19 protein-coding genes, 1 tRNA gene and 1 riboswitch are annotated in these 17,617 nt (G+C 33.5%); of the genes, 12 read left to right on the plus strand and 8 right to left on the minus strand.

The features are described from left to right. Nucleotides 1–94: 94 nt before the first annotated feature. The 5 genes from ACODSI_RS13505 (at nucleotide 95) to ACODSI_RS13525 (ending at nucleotide 3,995) form a co-directional block, all read left to right on the plus strand. A tRNA-Leu gene (locus ACODSI_RS13505) sits at nucleotides 95–177 on the plus strand. A gap of 99 nt (nucleotides 178–276) precedes the next feature. Continuing rightward, nucleotides 277–1,173: a MerR family transcriptional regulator gene (locus tag ACODSI_RS13510; protein ID WP_488917387.1), complete on the plus strand. Its 897-nt coding sequence runs from the start codon at nucleotides 277–279 to the stop codon at nucleotides 1,171–1,173. 54 nt (nucleotides 1,174–1,227) lie between these two features. Next, nucleotides 1,228–2,688, plus strand: a complete 1,461-nt coding sequence (locus ACODSI_RS13515) for a phytoene desaturase family protein (RefSeq protein ID WP_488917388.1) — start codon at nucleotides 1,228–1,230, stop codon at nucleotides 2,686–2,688. A gap of 20 nt (nucleotides 2,689–2,708) precedes the next feature. After that, nucleotides 2,709–3,548 carry a phytoene/squalene synthase family protein gene (locus ACODSI_RS13520; protein ID WP_488917389.1) on the plus strand — a complete coding sequence of 280 codons (840 nt, stop codon included), beginning with the start codon at nucleotides 2,709–2,711 and terminating at the stop codon, nucleotides 3,546–3,548. A gap of 3 nt (nucleotides 3,549–3,551) precedes the next feature. Next, nucleotides 3,552–3,995, plus strand: a complete 444-nt coding sequence (locus ACODSI_RS13525) for a sterol desaturase family protein (protein ID WP_488917390.1) — start codon at nucleotides 3,552–3,554, stop codon at nucleotides 3,993–3,995. Between the two features lie 71 nt (nucleotides 3,996–4,066). On the opposite strand, the gene ACODSI_RS13530 is transcribed toward ACODSI_RS13525, so the two are convergent. The 5 genes from ACODSI_RS13530 to ACODSI_RS13550 form a co-directional block, all read right to left on the minus strand. Next, entirely contained in the window at nucleotides 4,067–4,603 is a 537-nt protein-coding gene (locus ACODSI_RS13530; RefSeq protein WP_488917391.1) for a DUF4252 domain-containing protein, read from the minus strand. 1 nt (nucleotide 4,604) lies between these two features. Next, complete coding sequence (locus ACODSI_RS13535) at nucleotides 4,605–5,120, minus strand: DUF4252 domain-containing protein (RefSeq protein ID WP_488917392.1); 516 nt, start codon at nucleotides 5,118–5,120, stop codon at nucleotides 4,605–4,607. A 23-nt stretch (nucleotides 5,121–5,143) separates the two neighbouring features. Then, a complete protein-coding gene (locus ACODSI_RS13540) occupies nucleotides 5,144–5,608 on the minus strand; it encodes a hypothetical protein (protein WP_488917393.1) in 465 nt (154 codons plus the stop codon). After that, entirely contained in the window at nucleotides 5,595–6,104 is a 510-nt protein-coding gene (locus ACODSI_RS13545; protein ID WP_488917394.1) for an RNA polymerase sigma factor, read from the minus strand. The genes ACODSI_RS13540 and ACODSI_RS13545 overlap by 14 nt, the downstream gene beginning before the upstream one ends. Nucleotides 6,105–6,239: 135 nt before the next feature. Further along, nucleotides 6,240–8,180, minus strand: a complete 1,941-nt coding sequence (locus ACODSI_RS13550; RefSeq protein WP_488917395.1) for a TonB-dependent receptor plug domain-containing protein — start codon at nucleotides 8,178–8,180, stop codon at nucleotides 6,240–6,242. Nucleotides 8,181–8,260: 80 nt separating this feature from the next. Next, nucleotides 8,261–8,462: riboswitch (cobalamin riboswitch) on the minus strand. Nucleotides 8,463–8,809: 347 nt separating this feature from the next. On the opposite strand from ACODSI_RS13550, the gene ACODSI_RS13555 reads away from it, so the two are divergent. The 4 genes from ACODSI_RS13555 to ACODSI_RS13570 are packed head-to-tail and all read left to right on the plus strand — an operon-like array spanning nucleotide 8,810 to nucleotide 12,295. After that, nucleotides 8,810–9,298 (plus strand): PAS domain-containing protein, encoded by a 489-nt coding sequence (locus ACODSI_RS13555; protein ID WP_488917396.1) that lies wholly within the window; start codon nucleotides 8,810–8,812, stop codon nucleotides 9,296–9,298. 31 nt (nucleotides 9,299–9,329) lie between these two features. Then, the gene (locus tag ACODSI_RS13560; RefSeq protein WP_488917397.1) at nucleotides 9,330–10,466 is read left to right on the plus strand and encodes an ABC transporter substrate-binding protein; all 1,137 of its coding nucleotides are present in this window, start codon (nucleotides 9,330–9,332) and stop codon (nucleotides 10,464–10,466) included. A 40-nt stretch (nucleotides 10,467–10,506) separates the two neighbouring features. Further along, nucleotides 10,507–11,496 (plus strand): iron chelate uptake ABC transporter family permease subunit, encoded by a 990-nt coding sequence (locus tag ACODSI_RS13565; protein ID WP_488917398.1) that lies wholly within the window; start codon nucleotides 10,507–10,509, stop codon nucleotides 11,494–11,496. Between the two features lie 13 nt (nucleotides 11,497–11,509). Then, entirely contained in the window at nucleotides 11,510–12,295 is a 786-nt protein-coding gene (locus ACODSI_RS13570; protein WP_488917399.1) for an ABC transporter ATP-binding protein, read from the plus strand. Here the strand turns inward: ACODSI_RS13570 and ACODSI_RS13575 are convergent, their stop codons facing one another. The 3 genes from ACODSI_RS13575 to ACODSI_RS13585 form a co-directional block, all read right to left on the minus strand. Beyond that, nucleotides 12,296–12,748, minus strand: a complete 453-nt coding sequence (locus ACODSI_RS13575) for a tRNA (cytidine(34)-2'-O)-methyltransferase (RefSeq protein ID WP_488917400.1) — start codon at nucleotides 12,746–12,748, stop codon at nucleotides 12,296–12,298. A 3-nt stretch (nucleotides 12,749–12,751) separates the two neighbouring features. Further along, nucleotides 12,752–13,354: a pseudouridine synthase gene (locus tag ACODSI_RS13580; RefSeq protein WP_488917401.1), complete on the minus strand. Its 603-nt coding sequence runs from the start codon at nucleotides 13,352–13,354 to the stop codon at nucleotides 12,752–12,754. Between the two features lie 70 nt (nucleotides 13,355–13,424). Then, a complete protein-coding gene (locus ACODSI_RS13585; RefSeq protein WP_488917402.1) occupies nucleotides 13,425–14,363 on the minus strand; it encodes a proline and serine-rich protein 1 family protein in 939 nt (312 codons plus the stop codon). Nucleotides 14,364–14,494: 131 nt separating this feature from the next. Between ACODSI_RS13585 and ACODSI_RS13590 the strand changes: the two genes are divergently transcribed. The 3 genes from ACODSI_RS13590 (at nucleotide 14,495) to ACODSI_RS13600 (ending at nucleotide 17,596) form a co-directional block, all read left to right on the plus strand. Next, on the plus strand, nucleotides 14,495–15,850 hold the full coding sequence (locus ACODSI_RS13590) for a DNA recombination protein RmuC (protein ID WP_488917403.1): 1,356 nt from the start codon (nucleotides 14,495–14,497) through the stop codon (nucleotides 15,848–15,850). Beyond that, entirely contained in the window at nucleotides 15,843–16,388 is a 546-nt protein-coding gene (locus ACODSI_RS13595) for an acyl-CoA thioesterase (protein ID WP_488917404.1), read from the plus strand. Before ACODSI_RS13590 ends, ACODSI_RS13595 begins: the two co-directional genes overlap by 8 nt. Before the next feature lie 110 nt (nucleotides 16,389–16,498). Then, nucleotides 16,499–17,596, plus strand: a complete 1,098-nt coding sequence (locus ACODSI_RS13600) for a hypothetical protein (RefSeq protein WP_488917405.1) — start codon at nucleotides 16,499–16,501, stop codon at nucleotides 17,594–17,596. The last annotated feature ends 21 nt before the right edge of the window (nucleotides 17,597–17,617 follow it).

The following is a 17,617-nucleotide window of genomic DNA, read 5'->3' on the forward strand; positions in this document are numbered from 1 at the left end:
TAGAGCACATCACTTTTAATGATGGGGTCCTGGGTTCGAGCCCCAGTCGGGTCACTAAAAAGTCGAGCGTTATGCTTGGCTTTTTTTTATTTAAGGCCACGTGGAGAAACGGTAGACTCGCCAGCTTGAGGGGCTGGTGCTCGTTAGAGCGTGTGGGTTCAAATCCCACCGTGGTCACAAAAAGCAAGTTATAAAAACTTGCTTTTTTTATTTTATCGAATTTTAACAATTTTGTTTATTTTTTTAATACTTTTGTTTAACAAAAAATTCAAAATAATGAACAGTGTTAAAAATACTTTCAGCATAAAAGATTTAGAAAATTTATCTGGAATCAAAGCGCATACGATCCGAATTTGGGAAAAACGATACAATGTTTTAGAACCAATGCGTACCGATACAAATATCCGATTCTATGATTTAACTGCATTACAAAAGTTATTGAACATAACATTGTTGCACGATTATGGTTACAAAATTTCGAAAATTTCGAAAATGCCAGAAGAAAAAATTCCTGAGTTAGTTCGGGAAATCGTTTCTGCTAAAAGTGCAAAAAGTCATGCCATAAGTTCTTTTAAATTGGCTATGATGAATTTTGATCAAAACTTATTCTTAACAACTTACAATACACTCTTAGCCGAGAAATCGTTTAGAGAAGTGTTCTACGACGTATTCATTCCGTTAATGGAAGAAATAGGTTTCCTTTGGCAAGCAGAAACAATTACTCCTGCTCATGAACACTTTATTAGTTATTTGATTAAATTAAAATTATTAGTCAATACTGAGACGATTCAAAACCAACAGCCTAGAAAACACGACAGATTATTCGTACTTTACTTACCGCTTAACGAAATTCATGAATTGGGATTAATGTACTTAAATTATGAAATCATTCTTAATGGTTATAAGACAATTTATCTGGGTGAAAGTGTGCCTTTAGACAGTTTAAAAGATTTAAAAAAATACTTCGATAACATAACTTATGTTTGCTACATGACCGTTGAGCCCGATAGATCTGAAATAAATAATTATATAAAAGAAATAAAAGAAACTATTTTAGACGAAACATCTGAATTGTGGCTAATGGGAAGAATGACCGAATATGTTGACCAAAAAAACTTAAACAATAGACTGAAGTTGTTCAATTCAATAAATCAATTAGTTGAAAGCTTATAAATTTTTCTTAAAAGTTTTTTATTGTTTAACTTTTAATTACTTTTGTTAAACAATATGAAAAAAGACATTAAAATAATAGGTTCGGGATTTTCATCACTAGCGGCAGCATGTTACCTTGCGCAACAAGGAAACAAGGTGAGTATCTATGAAAAAAATTCTACAATAGGCGGAAGAGCTCGACAACTAAAAAAAGAAGGTTTTACCTTTGATATTGGTCCAACTTGGTATTGGATGCCCGATGTATTTGAGAGATTTTTTGCTGATTTTGGTAAAAAACCCTCTGATTATTATGAATTGATCAAACTCGCTCCAGCCTATCAAGTTTATTTTGGAGTGAATGATTTTGTCACCATAGCAGATAATTTACCCCAAATAATCCAAACTTTTGAATCTATTGAAACTGGTAGTGGTGAAAAATTGGCTTCATTCATGAAAGAAGCACAGAGCAATTACAACATCGCTATCAAAGATTTAGTTTACCGACCTGGAGTTTCGCCATTAGAATTAATAACTGTAGAAACGGCTTTGAAAGTCAATCAGTTTTTTGGCAACATTTCTAAAGACATTCGTAGACGATTTAAAAATAAAAAATTAGTTCAAATCCTTGAATTTCCGGTATTATTTCTTGGGGCAAAACCTTCTGACACACCATCCTTTTATAGTTTTATGAATTTTGCTGATTTTGGTTTAGGAACTTGGCATCCCAAAAACGGAATGTATTCTGTCATCCTAGCTATAGAAAAATTAGCTAAAGAACTAGGAGTTACCATTTATACCAATGCAACTATTGATAAAATCGAAATTGAAAATGGCAAAGCATCAGCACTTATTGTAAATGGAGAAAAGCTAACTGCAGATATTATCTTATCTGGAGCTGATTACCATCATACGGAAACTCTATTGGATCAAAAATATCGTGCTTATTCTGAGAAATATTGGGAAAGTAGGATTTTTGCTCCTTCTTCACTCCTATTTTATGTTGGTTTTGATAAAAAAATAGAACATGTCGAACACCATTCCCTATTTTTTGATGTAGATTTTGATGTTCATGCACAAGACATTTACGACAACCCAAAATGGCCTAAAAATCCTTTATTTTATGCTAGCTTTCCATCAAAAACCGATTCAAATGCAGCACCCGAAGGAAAAGAAGCTGCCATATTTCTAATTCCGTTGGCGCCAGGACTGAATGACACCAATGAGTTAAGAGAAATCTATTTTGATAAAATTTTGACTCGTTTAGAAAAATTAACACAACAAGAATTAAAAAATAATGTTATCTTTAAGGAATCCTTTTGTGTGAATGATTTCGTAAATGAGTATAACTCCTACAAAGGGAATGCGTATGGAATGGCTAATACCCTATTGCAAACCGCGTTTTTAAGACCTAAATTAAAAAGTAAAAAAGTAAAAAGTTTATATTTTACTGGGCAATTAACCGTTCCTGGACCTGGAGTACCACCAGCATTAATTTCAGGAAAACTGGTTGCCGATTTAATAAAAAATCATCGCTAATTTTAAAAGAATTTAAACTAATGAAATCACTTTTTGACACCGTTTCTTTTGAATGCAGCAAAAACGTAACTAGGTCGTACAGTACTTCGTTCTCCTCTGCTGTAAAAATGCTTGCACCAAGTATTCGGCAAGATATCTATAATATCTACGGTTTTGTGCGCTTTGCTGATGAAATTGTAGATTCTTTTCATGACTACAAGAAAGAAGATTTATTTGATTCATTCGAAAAAGATTTGGAAGCTGCATTGCAAAACAAAATCAGTTTGAACCCGATATTAAATTCATTTCAGCATACCGTTCATAAATATAAAATCCCTAATTCATTGATTGCTGCTTTTATGAAAAGTATGAAAATGGATTTGGTAAAAACAAACTATGCTACTTTTGCAGAATATAACGAGTATATCTATGGGTCTGCAGATGTTGTTGGGTTAATGTGCTTAAAGGTATTTGTAAATGGCAATGACACAAAATACGAAGAGCTTCAACATTCGGCCATGCGATTGGGTTCTGCGTTTCAAAAGGTAAATTTCCTTAGAGATTTGAAAGCCGATTTTGAAGATTTAAGCCGAACTTATTTCCCAAATACCGATCTAACACAGTTGGATGAAGCCTCAAAAAACGAAATTATTAAAGAAATTGAAGCCGATTTTGAAGCTGGTTATCAAGGGATTATTGAATTACCATTGGAAGCCAAATTTGGGGTTTATACGGCCTATATTTACTACAAGAAATTACTTTCAAAATTAAAGAAAACACCTTCAACCGAAATTAAGAATACGCGAATAAGGGTTCCTGATTATCAGAAATACGGACTTTTTGCCAAATGTTATTTCTCTTATAAATTAAATATTATTTAAATTATGTGGTTACATATAGTAGTTTTCTTTCTTACTTTTTGTTTAATGGAATTTATGGCTTGGTTTACCCATAAGTATGTGATGCACGGTTTTTTATGGTCACTTCATGCCGATCATCATAAAAAAGATCATGATTCATGGTTTGAACGCAATGATGCTTTTTTTATTTTCTATGCTGTAGTGAGTATTGGGTGTTTTTTACTTTGGCAAAAAGGCATTCTTGAAATAGGAATTTCAATTGGATTGGGAATATTTGCCTATGGATTGTCTTATTTTTTAGTGCACGACATCTTTATTCACCAACGGTTTAAGTTGTTTAGAAATGCTAATAATGTATATGCAAAAGGCGTTAGAAGAGCACACAAAATGCATCACAAACACATTGGTAAAGAAGATGGAGAATGTTTCGGAATGCTGTTTGTTCCTTTTAAATATTTCAAAAAATAAAAAAATCCGTTCAAATTAATGAACGGATTTTTTGTTTTACAACTAACCTCAATATTATAATTATAAAATAACTATTTCATTATTGCTTTCAACGGTTCTAACTGCTTCATATCGATATTGGAGCTTTTCAATACCGAAAGCATGGTCATAGCGTCAGCTGGATTCATATCTTTTCCCATAATGCGAACCACAGCAAATCCGTTATCGCTTTTACAACCATAAATTATAAACTCGTCAATACGATCTTCTTCACCAATAAAACTGATTGAAGCTCCATTTTTGCCAGAACCAATTTTCATTAATTGCTGATAATTTAATGTATCTTTCAAAATTTCATTGACTTTTTTTCGCTCTATATCGAATTCACCTTTGTGTTTAGGATCTAATTTGTAAGCTAAAATATTCATCTTGTTAAAAGAGGACAATACTTTAGTTTGTTCTGCCGTTAACTTGGCTTTATTGACATTCAAAATATTGGATGAAATGTCAACCACCATAAAACCTGGTTTTTCTTGATGGTCTACAAAATATTTCTGTAAACTTGGCTTCGAGTTACAACTAAACAACAGTAAACTCAAAGCAATCGCTAAAAATGCAACAACTCTCATATTACTTTTTTCCTGCTTTTTTCAACACATCGCCACCAGGCAATTTCATTTTGTCGGTCAATGATGATAATTCGTCCAGTTCAAATGTTCCTGTTAACGACATCAACACACTTTCTTCTTTTCCTGAACCTTCAATAAACATTAAAAGTTCTTTCACTTGTGAGTCGGTTGCCCCTGTTTTTACATAAATTTTTACGTTTTTACCTTTTTCAGTAATGCGCATAAGTTCTTCCAATCCAGCCGATCTCACGTATTTATCAGCTACAGATTTCATATCGTCACTTTTCTTATCATTAGCAGTAACGAATACTTTAAGGTTTTCTAACTTCTTAATCAAATTAATGTACTGTTGGGTTTCTTTGTCTTTTGCCTCAACTTTACTCAACATTTGAAACATTTTTTTGTTTACAATAACGGTAGTGATATCGTCTTGATTGTCAAATTTATCAAAGACTGATTGGGCAAAAATGGTATTAGATACTAATACTAAAGCGATAATTAAAATTACTTTTCTCATGATTTCTATTCGTTTTTTGATGATTATTTTTTAAAAATTTTGTTTTTTGTATTTTCATACTCGTTTAGATAGCCAACACTTTCTATACCGGTGTTTAAATGTTCTGAAACCAAGGCCAGTGCTTTTTGCGTTTGCTCCAAAGCCAATTCTGGATTGTCTTCGGGTGTGCAAGCTACAAATTGTTCTGATTTATGAGATTCAAAATACATAAACGTTCCCACGCCAAGCATTACAACAACCGAAGCAGCGATAGATAACCACATTACGATAGCTCGCTTTTGATCTCGAGACTTTGTGAGTAATGGAATCTCTTGCGTAAACTGTTGTTCTTTTGCTTGAGAGAAATAACCAAAAATGGGTTGGTATTGTTTCAAATGCTGCGCAACATCTGACGAAGAAAAATAAACTTTCAATTCATTTTCTTCAGCAATACTCGTTTCTCCTTCAAAGTATTTGTCTATTAATTTTTCTATATTATCCAATGCCATAATTATGTGTTTTGGTCATTATTTCTCTTATTGTTTTTCTAGCTCTTGAAAGGGCAACGCGAACTGCCGTTTCATTCATCTCTAACATTTTGGCGATTTCTTCAAATTCGTATTGCTCAATGTCACGCATTTGAACAATCAATCTTTGCTGCTCGGGCAAATCGTTAATTATTTTTTCTACCCAACTCAAACTGTCTTCATCTTCCAACTTTTGTTGCAAACTCGCCTGATGATCCGTGTAATTGTTATGAACAATGGTCATGTTGCTGGCGCGTTTCGACTTTAACTGATCCAAACAATAATTTTTGGTCATGGTCATCGCCATAGCTTCAACGCTTTTCAATTCATGCAACGTTTCGTTTTTAGTCCACAATTTCACCAGAACTTCTTGCGTAGCATCTTCTGCTTCTTCGGTGCTCACAAGGAGTCGTTTGGCCAATCTAAAGAGCTTGTCTTTAAATGGTGAAACTATCTTTATGAACTCGATTTGTTGCATGTACTGGTTGGTTATATAGTGAAGACGAAACACAATTTATTTTGTTACAAGTTACTTCATTTTTTTTGAAAAATAAAAAAAACGCCTTCAAAGGAAATCCTCTGAAAGCGCCAAAAATTAAAACAATAAAATTTTTTATAACAAAATAGTCAACCCTACTTTAAAGTTTCGTCCTCTTGTGGAATAGCCAATATTTTCAACAAAATCTTCATTAAAAATATTAGTAACGGTTCCAAAAACTGACATTCTATTTTTTACTAATTCATATTTTACTAAGGCATTTAGCAATTGATAAGAACCTAATTTTGTAGCGACAACTGCATAGGTGTTTCCATCAAAAAAGGCATCTTGTCGAGCGTCAACATATTGATAATTGGTATTGAAAAACAATCTTTTGGTTGCCGAAAAATCAATAGAACCATTTACTTTATGCTTCGGAATTAATCGATTTAAAGCTTCATCTACTTGAGTAAACGTATAATTTGCATTTAGATTTACTTTACTAGTTACGGCATAATTAAATCCGGTTTCTACACCTTTGGCTCTGTGTAATCCTTCAACATTAGCATAATGATAGGTCGTATCAAAACCAATAGAATTGTTTTGTTCACGGTAAAATCCAACTGCATTAAAAGTCAATTTTTTATTCAACAATGCAACTTCAAATCCTGATTCGATAGTCGTATTTTTTTCGGGTGTTAACGTTGCTGTACCATATTCAGAATACAATTGGTACAAACTTGGGGTTACAAAAGCAGTGCTCAACGATGAAAGTAATTTTACTGGAATTTCTGTACCAAAATTGAACGACGGATTCACATTATACACCAATTGATTTCCGTATTGGCTGTGCACATTCAATCGAGCTCCAGCATTGATATTTAACCCAAAATTAGAAGAATAAACTCCTGTAAAATAAGGATCTATCATATTAAACTTAGTCGATTCTTTGGCAATTGTACTGTAAGTCGTTTCGCTACTCATATCATGAAATTGATAATTAGCACCTGTTACCAAATAAAAAGACGAACTAAATTTGTACTTATTAAAAGCGTCAATATTTATACTTCTCGCTTCGTACTTTGAATAATCAATCCCAGGAGTATACGGATTGTATTCTTGATACTTGCGTTGTATTTTATTAAAACTAGAATTCAAACGAAATTCACCTTTGTTGTAGGTGTATTTAGGTGAAAACCCTAAACGAAATTGTTCGGTTTTCGATTGGTTCAAATTGGTATCACTGAAACCGGTGTTATCAAAAGGAAAATCATAATCATTGTTTACTTTGTCATAATTTCCAAAGAAATCTAAAGCTAACTTTTGAGAAGCTTTAAATCCGACTTTCGTCATATAATTGATTCTAGAAAATCGGTCTTTATCATAGTTAGCATCAGCTGTTGGTTCGGCTATCTGCGACATTCCTTTGGTTTCTGTACTGTTCAATGACGCTAGATAATTTACTTTTCTAACCGTTCCATTTACTGAAAATCCTTGATTAAAATCTTGTCCGTTATATTTATGATTGGTCGCTGTATTATTGGAACCAATGTTCATGTAAATATTAGATTGAATTGCTTTCTTACTCGATTTTTTCAATGTAATATTAATCACAGCGGTAGCAGCACCCGAACCGTAAAGCGTACTAGCAGCACCTTTCATAATTTCGATGCTTTCTACTTGATCGACAGGAAGCAAACGCAAATCATATTCAAAGCTAATTCCAGAGGCATCGGTAACCGGATTTCCGTCGATTAAAATTAAAACTTGTTGGTTTTTTCCGCCTCGAATGTAGTAGCCAAGGTTTTTTCCATTGGCCGATTGGTTGCCGTTAATCTCTACTCCAGCCACTGAACTTAAAATAGTTGCCAACGATTGTCCTGATTTTTTTTGTAATTCGGCTGCCGAAATTTTGGTGATTACTTTTCCTGATTTTTCTTTGCTTTGTGCAAATTTGGTGTCAGAAATCACCACTTCTTGCAATTGATTCACTTTGGTTGAATCTTGTTCTTGGGCATAGCCACAAGTTGTTACCAATGCCATAAATGCACTGAAACGAATGAAATTTTTGTTCATTTTTTAGTTACTACTAAATTTAATAATGTTGGGAGAAAAGCATAGCATTACCCATACCCAAACCTTTTGTCCCGAAAGTTTGATACTCAACGTAAATGGCAGGTCTCCTGGCTTGCGTCTTGTTGTTGGTCTTCCCATTCGCCATGGCGAAAAGTGACATTGTAGATAACAACAAGCTTTGTAGCATACAGTTGCGGGTACAGCTTAGGATTTTAACCTAATTCCCTTTTAATGTTCCTTCGAAAAAATCAAAGTCACAACCGAAATACGGTTGCAAATGTAATCGAATAAATTCTTTATAAAAGTAATTATTGAAAAAAATAATTACGTCTCTTTTCAAAATTCTACCAAAAACCCATTTTAACTTTTAGTATGCTCAATTCTCAACAATTGTATTACATTTGCAAATCAATACAATCAATAATGAGATAGGTTACTATCTTAGTGTGGAACCAAGTTAGAATCTTGGACTGTCGTGCAACTGTGTTTTCCAGATTATTTCAGGAATGAGTCAGATACATACTATTGATTTTGTTACAGCATCACGAGAAGTGCTCTAACTAGATAATTCCTTTTTTTAATTGGAACGTTCTATTTATTCACTTTTAGCAACTTTAAAATGAATAAATATGGTACCACAATATGAAAAAGCTTTTGTTGCCTACTACAACAAACTAAAATTAGTGTATACTCCGCTCATTTCATGGGATTTCTTTAGTAATCAAAATCAAGAAATCAATTGTTACAATGCTATTCAGAAAAACTGGAAATCCAAAGAAAATTTTCAGAAGAAAGTTTACCAACAAAAACGTGAAATTATTATTACCAATATCCATCAAGAAATAGTGTTTGCTACACAAGGAATTCATACAATGAATGGCTATCGAGCAGATGAAATTATTGGAAAATCGCCTAAAATGTTTCAAGGTCAACTTACATCTAAGACAGTAACTTCCAAAATAAAAGAAGCAATTCAAAATCAACTTCCGTTTAAAGAAATCATTATCAACTATAAAAAAGACGGAACGACCTATCTATGCGAAATAGAAGCATTTCCAAAATTTAACAGCAAAGGCGAATTGGTTAATTATATTGCTTTTGAAAGAATCGCATCTTAATTAACTATAAAATAGTATTTAAAAAAATCCAATGACACGAATTACTCCATACATAACATTCTTTCTGATACTTTTTACTTTTGTAAACTGCAAGAAACCGTCAGTTCCTAATCCAGTAAAAGTTCCTAAAAACGAAGTAAAATATGCTAAAGGATTTTCCATCATCCATTACGACGGATTTTCAATTGTAAACGTTACCAATCCTTGGCCCAATGCTAACAAATCATATACTTACATTCTAAAAGAAAAAAACGGAATTGTACCTGACAACTTGAAGCAATTTACGACTATAAATGTTCCCATAAAGACTATTGTAGTAACTTCTACCACACACATTCCATCATTAGAAATGCTTGGTGTTGAAAAATCCTTGGTTGGTTTTCCAAAATTGGATTACATTTCTTCTGAAAAAGTACGCGCTTTGATTGACGCCAAAAAAGTTAAAGAATTGGGTTCCAATCATTCTTTAAATACCGAAGTGTTAATCGATTTACAACCCAATGTGATTATTGGATATGGTTTAGACAACAGCAATCCTACGCTGGATAATTTAGAAAAAAATGGTTTAAAAGTGCTTTTAAATGGCGATTGGAACGAACAAACTCCATTAGGAAAAGCCGAGTGGATTAAGTTTTTTGGAGCATTATACGGAAAACAAGAACTGGCCAATACCCTATTTTCTAAAATTGAAAAAGACTATTTAAACACTTTAGAAATTGCTAAAAAAGCCACCTCAAACCCAACTATATTAGCCGGCGACATGTTTGAAGACAAATGGTATTTACCACAAGGAACGAGTTGGGGTTGCCAATTACTAAAAGAAGCCAAAGGCAACTATTTATGGTCTGAAACCAGCGGAACAGGAAGTCTTGCTCTTTCGTTTGAAACGGTTTTAGAAAAAGCGAAAGAGGCCGATTTATGGATTACTTCTGGACAATTTTCGAGTTTGAAAGAAATGACTGATGCCAATCCGCATTATGCACAATTCAAAGCATTTCAGCATAAAAATGTATATTCGTTTAGCGGTAAAAAAGGAAAAACAGGTGGTGTTTTATATTATGAATTGGCGCCAAACCGACCTGATCTTGTATTGAAAGATATTGTGAAAATTTTGCATCCCGAATTGCTTGCAGGATACAAACCGTTCTTTTTTGAAAAATTAAAATAATTTGAAAACTAACCATCGAAATACGATCCTTTTTTTAATATTGTCATTAACATTGGTAGTGACATTGGTATTGAATATTAGTTTAGGGCAAGTGTCTGTTCCTTTTAAAGAAGTAGTCAAAAGCTTGTTGGGTTCCCATGCTAGTAAAGACACTTGGGAATACATCATTACCAACTTTCGATTGCCCAAAGCAATAACCTCGATTTTAGTTGGAGTTGGATTGTCTACTTCTGGTTTATTAATGCAAACCTTGTTCAGAAATCCGTTAGCCGGACCTTATGTATTGGGATTGAGTTCGGGTTCGAGTTTAGGAGTCGCTTTCGTGATTTTGGGTGCAGGTGTATTGCCAATCGCTTTATCTGATTTTTTAGTATCGTCATACGGAATCATTTTAGCTTCTTGTTTGGGTAGTTTTGGAGTACTGATGCTGGTGTTATTGATTTCAAAATTCCTTCGCGACACCATGACCATTTTAATTGCAGGATTGATGTTTAGCAGTTTTGCAGGTGCTATCGTTTCGGTATTTACCTATTTCAGTTCGGCGGAAAAGCTACAAAAATTCACTTTTTGGAGTATGGGAAGTATCGGAAACCTTTCTTGGCCAAACATTATTATTTTAACTGTAGCCGTTGGTATTGGATTGCTTTTGAGTTTATTTTCTATAAAATCGTTAGACGCCTTACTATTGGGAGAAAATTATGCCAAAAGTTTAGGATTAAATCTCAAAAAATCACGCCGATTAATCATCTTTGCCACGAGTATTTTGGCTGGCAGCATCACCGCTTTTGCAGGTCCAATTGCCTTTATCGGATTGGCTGTTCCACATTTATCGAAATTAGTATTTCAAACCAGTAATCATAGGATTTTATTTGGGAGCACACTAATCATTGGGGCTATTATTATGTTACTGTGTGATACATTTTCACAGATGCCGGGTTGCAATTTTACCTTGCCCATCAACGCCATTACTTCTATTGTGGGTGCACCAGTAGTGATTTGGTTGTTGGTTAGAAAAAATCGATTGGTTTAAGATTTTATAAAAAATGAGTGTACATAAAAACATATTAACCACTACAAATCTTTCGATAGGATACCAATCTAAATCGTTAGAGAATGCCATTGCTTCTAACCTCAACTTAAACCTACAAGAAGCAACATTAATTGCTTTGATAGGCGAAAATGGTATTGGAAAATCAACGCTTTTAAGAACATTATCTGGGCTACAAAAGCCTTTATCTGGTTCTGTTTCTCTAAATAACAAGGATTTGAAAGATTACAATCAAGTGGATTTGGCTCAGAATTTAAGTTTGGTACTCACTGAAAAATTACCACCCAGCAACTTAACTGTTTTCGAACTAATTGCCCTAGGAAGACAACCTTACACCAATTGGATAGGGACATTAACCGATGACGATGTAGCAAAAGTGATGGAAGCAATTGCGCTGACTCAAATCGAACATTTATCAGATAAAAAATATTATGAAATTAGTGATGGTCAATTTCAAAATGTATTGGTAGCAAGGGCTTTAGCACAAGATACACCTTTGATTATTTTGGACGAACCATCAACGCATTTAGACTTATTTCATAAAGTTTCGTTATTCAAATTATTGAAAAAATTAGCTACTGAAGCGAATAAATGCATCTTATTTTCTACACACGATATTGATTTAGCCATTCAATTATCAGACGAAATGATAGTAATGACAGAAAATAACGTTGTGCAAGACGAACCTTGTAATTTGATTAAAAAAGGTATTTTCAACACGCTATTTAAAGATGAAAACATCACTTTTGATAGTGAAAAAGGACGTTTTATTATTAGGTAATTACTTCAAATTAATCTGTCTTTTTGCTTCTCCAACCACAAAAGCAACCGAATTGGCTATATTAAAACTTCGAATCAATTTCGACATCGGAATCGTTAAATGATTGTCAAATAACGACAAAACTTCTTGAGATAAACCTACACTTTCCTTACCAAAGACTAACCAATCTTCGTCTTGAAACTCGGCTTCGTAAATCGATTTTGAAGCATGCGAACTCATTAAAAAAACTCTCGATGTATCTTTAATTTGAGCCATCCATTCGGCTACATTTTGGTATTCGGTAACATCCAAATGCACCCAATAATCCAAACCCGAACGTTTCAAATTAGCATCATTTATCACAAACCCAAACGGATGAATTAAGTGCAATCGACTTTCCGTTCCAACACTTAAACGACCAATATTACCCGTATTATTTGGGATTTCAGGTTCTACTAAAACTATGTTTAACATTACTTATTGATTTTTAACATTGATATTGTCATTGATTTTTGAAAAATCACCAACCTCCATCACTTCTCCTGCTTTTAAATCGTTCAAAAGAATATTCCCAACTCGAACTCGAACCAATCGCAAGGTAGGAAAACCCACAGCAGAAGTCATTTTTCGAACTTGACGAAACTTCCCTTCATTGATGGTGATGGACAACCACGAAGTTGGTCCGTGTCGTTCATCGCGAATTTTCTTGGCACGTTCCGGAAAACTCGGAACTTCATTTAGAATGTGTGCTTGACACTTTTTAGTTAAGTATTTTTTACCATTAAATCCAATTAAGACACCCTTTTTCAATTGCTCGATAGCTTCTTCGGTAATCAATCCGTCGACTTGTACGTAATATTCTTTTTCCACTTTTTTACTACGAACTATTTCGCTCATCATACCGTCGGTAGTGAGCAAAAGTAAACCTTCCGAATCTTCATCTAACCTGCCAATGGCCATGGTATTGTCTGGGAAATCATACAACTCTCCGAGTAATTTTTTTGGACGTTTGAGTTCGTATATAAACTGTGATAAATAGCCGTAAGGTTTGTAAATTATATAGTGGTGGTGATGGGTCATGAATAGTATTTGAACAAAAATAAAAAAAGACCACCAAAATGGCAGTCTTTATTACATTAATTTCAAAATATTAATTTCTACCTTGAATATAATCTGTTAGGTCATCAACATTTGAACTGAAAGAAAAAATTCCATTCAATTTAAAATAGTTTTTAGGCTCTGTACAATAATCGTAAGCAAATTTTGCAAAATCAAGCTTCGATTCTTCAAAACCAAAAGTATTCGCTATTTGCATGATTTGGTCTACGGATAAACAATTTGCTGAAGCAATCTGTTTCGCAATTTTGAGTTTAGTTTCATCAAACCCTTGATCACTCACCGTCTTCAAGGCACTTGAAAAATCTCTTGCTGCCATAGGATATTTTCCATTGCATCCTCTAACAACCTCATTTTGATAGCCATTACCTTGGTTAATTGTACTGCTGTGCGTTGTTGTGGTTGTTTGAGTTACAACACCTCCACCCATAGTATCGTTTATGGAAACTCCCATATTGATTCCACCAACATTAACTCCTACATTAACACCTTGCCCAGATGAAGTAGTGGTTGTGGTAGTTTGAGTAACATTGCCTGAAGATTGCTGTACCACAACCTCTCTCGGCGCACCATAATGCATCACATAAACATTGGATGGAGCTACGTAGCCTTGACGAACAGGAATGGCAGAAAAATAATTTAATTTCATTTTTCCTTTATTGTTTTTATCTCGTTTGATTTTGTAAGTAACATCTGAAAAAACGCCATCAACATCTGTAATCATTAGGCTATTTTTTGAAATTTCCATCAATGATTTGTCTTCAAAAAGAATTTTAACGTTGTAATACGGTTGGTTTAAATCCTCAACTCTTAAATTGGTTTGTGGAATATCATTTTGAGATTCTCCGTTTAAAATTAAGTAGAATTTATCTCCATCTTCTGAAAAAATAGTGAGATGACCTACCGGACTAACTTGAGCAAAAAATGATGCTGAGAACAATAAAAAAGCAAAAAAAGTAATTTTGTTTATCATATTTTTTAAGTTTTAGATTGGTAAAAATAATAAAATGTTTCAATTTTTTAACTTTTCAAAAATAATGCCACCTTTTTTTAATGAATTTTATCATAAAGTAAGTATATTTAAACTCTAATTTTTTATCCAAAATGAACCCATCAGTATATATCATCCTAGCCTTTCTAATTGCTTTAGCCATCGGTGTATTTCTTGGCAAACAATTATTTTCAGCCAATTCTAAATCGGAAAAAGCAACCTTAGAAGAAAAATCCAACGGCTTACTATCGCAAATCAATCAATTGAAAGAGCAGTTTCAAAACGAACGCAATCAATTTGAAAAACAAGTTGCTGCCTTAAATATAGAAAAAGAAGCTATACGTGCTGAGAAAGAATCGCTGGCCATTCAATTGTCTAAAAAAGAAACTGATTTTGAAAACCTTTGGGAACGCAATAAAGAACAAAAGCAAGAAGTAGAACAATTGCAAGAGAAATTTACCAAAGAATTTGAGAATTTGGCCAACAAAATATTGGAAGAAAAAACGACCAAATTCACGGAACAAAACAAAGAAAATCTAAAAAATATTCTCTCTCCACTACAAGATAAAATTCAGCTTTTTGAAAAGAAAGTCGAAGATACTCACAAAGAAAGCATCGATTACCATGCTGCTTTACGTCAACAAATATTGGGCTTGCGCGAAATGAATGAGCAGATGAGTAAAGAAACCATCAATTTGACTAAAGCTTTAAAAGGCGATAGCAAAATGCAGGGAAATTGGGGTGAATTAGTATTGGAACGCGTTTTGGAAAAATCGGGGTTGGAAAAAGATCGCGAATATTTTGTACAACAAAGTTTTGTGACCGAAGAAGGCAATCGCGTGTTTCCCGATGTAATCATTAATTTGCCTGACGGAAAGAAAATGATAGTCGATTCAAAAGTGACTTTAACCGCATACGAACGTTACATCAATGAGGAAAACGAGGATTTAAAAGCGCAACATTTGAAAGAACACGTCATTTCCATCAACCGTCATGTAGAACAATTGGGTAATAAAAATTACCACGATTTGTATCAAATGGAAAGCCCCGATTTTGTTTTGTTGTTCATTCCAATCGAATCGGCATTTGCTTTAGCATTAAATGAAGACACGAATTTATACAACAAAGCCTTTGAAAAAAATATTGTGATTGTCACGCCTTCTACTCTTTTAGCAACCTTGCGCACCATTGACAGCATGTGGACGAATCAAAAGCAACAAGAAAATGCCTTAGAAATTGCGCGTCAAGCTGGAGCATTGTATGATAAATTTGAAGGCTTTGTTTCTGATTTAGTGAAAATTGGCAAGAAAATGGACGAAGCCAAAGTAGAATATCAAGGCGCCATGAACAAATTAGTTGACGGTAAAGGAAACCTAATTACGAGTGTAGAAAAATTGAAAAAAATGGGTGCCAAAGCCAAAAAATCATTACCCGAAAACATTATCATAAGAGCTGAGAAAGATGAGTAATTTCAAAACTGTAAAATCGTCAAGAGTCAATATTTCACAATTAATGTTGCCTTCGCATACTAATTTTAGTGGCAAAATTCACGGCGGCTATTTGTTGTCATTACTGGATCAAATTGCCTTTGCAAGTGCTTCTAAATATTCAGGCAATTACTGTGTTACTGCTTCGGTAGATACGGTAAACTTTCTGGCTCCAATTGACGTTGGCGAATTGGTCACGTTGAAAGCCAGTGTGAATTATGTAGGAAAAAGTTCGATGATTGTGGGCATTCGTGTGGAAGCTGAAAACATTCAAACGGGTAAAGTTAAGCATTGTAATTCTTCTTATTTTACGATGGTTGCTAAAGATGGAAATGGAAATAACACTCAAGTTCCAGGATTGATTCTTTCAAATTATGAAGAAGTAAGACGTTTTTATAATTGTTTGAAACAAATTGAACATAAAAAAGACCAAAATCATCATGAGGAAGTATTTGATTACAAATCAAAGGAAGCCTTAGAAAAACTAAAAAACTTCAATGTGAAACTAGAGTCATTTTAGTAACTTAATTGAGAAATATTATTTTTTATCCACAATTTAATAAGTTAATTTAATAAATATTAGGAAGTTGTGTTTTTTTTCCTATTTTTGATTTTGAACAAATCAAACACATGAAAAAATATTACGCAGTCGCCTTTCTCTTAATTTCACTTACTACTCTTATTATTTCTTGTTCTAAATCAGACGACGAAGAATACATAGCAGTTTCACCTGTTTCTGTAAATTTAGCTAACGTTCCTTATGCTAAATTATCCGACTATCATTTTTTTGAAGGAGATATAAAAAATCAAAATCCATCTTTAAATGTCATCCCATATCAACCGGCAAGTTCTTTGTTTACAGATTACGCATTAAAGAAAAGATTTCTATGGATGCCATCTGGTAGTCAAGCAACTTACAATGCAGATAACAAAATATTTAATTTTCCTGTAGGAACAGTATTAATTAAAACGTTTTATTACAATACCATTCAACCCAATAATACTACCAAAATCATCGAAACTCGATTGATGATATTAAAATCAGACGGATGGAAATTTTATGAATATTTATGGAATGACGATCAAACTGACGCCTTACTTTTTAGCGGAACAGATTTTCAAAACGGCAGTTCTGTCAATTTTACTTTCAAAAAACCGAATGATGAAATTGTCAACATTGACTATGTAATTCCTTCAGAATCTGAATGCTATGCTTGTCACAAAATAAATGAAATAAGAACACCTATAGGCCTAAAACCACAAAATTTAAATTGGGATTATCCCTATGCACAAGGTACTAAAAATCAATTGTTGAAACTTAAAGAACAAGGATATTTAGAAAGTTTCCCATCCAATATTGTATCTACAATTGATTATCACGACACTTCAAAACCTTTAGAATTGAGAGTAAGATCTTACTTAGATGCGAATTGTTCTCATTGTCATCAAGACTTGGGAAGATGTGATTATAGAGCATTGCGATTGGGATTTGGCTCAACCACAAACCCTACTTTAATGGGAGTATGTGTCACTGCAGATGAACCTATTAGTCAAACATTACAAAAAATAATAAGTTCAGGAAATTCTAACAAATCCGTAATGGTATATCGATTGAGTACAAATGATGAAAGTCAAAGAATGCCCTTACTAGGAAGAACAATTGTTCACGATGAAGGCGTATCGCTTATCGAACAATGGATTAATTCTTTAAATCAACCATGCAATTAAAAAACTAACTAAAACAAACTA

Source organism: Flavobacterium sp. FG139 (genome assembly GCF_057809695.1).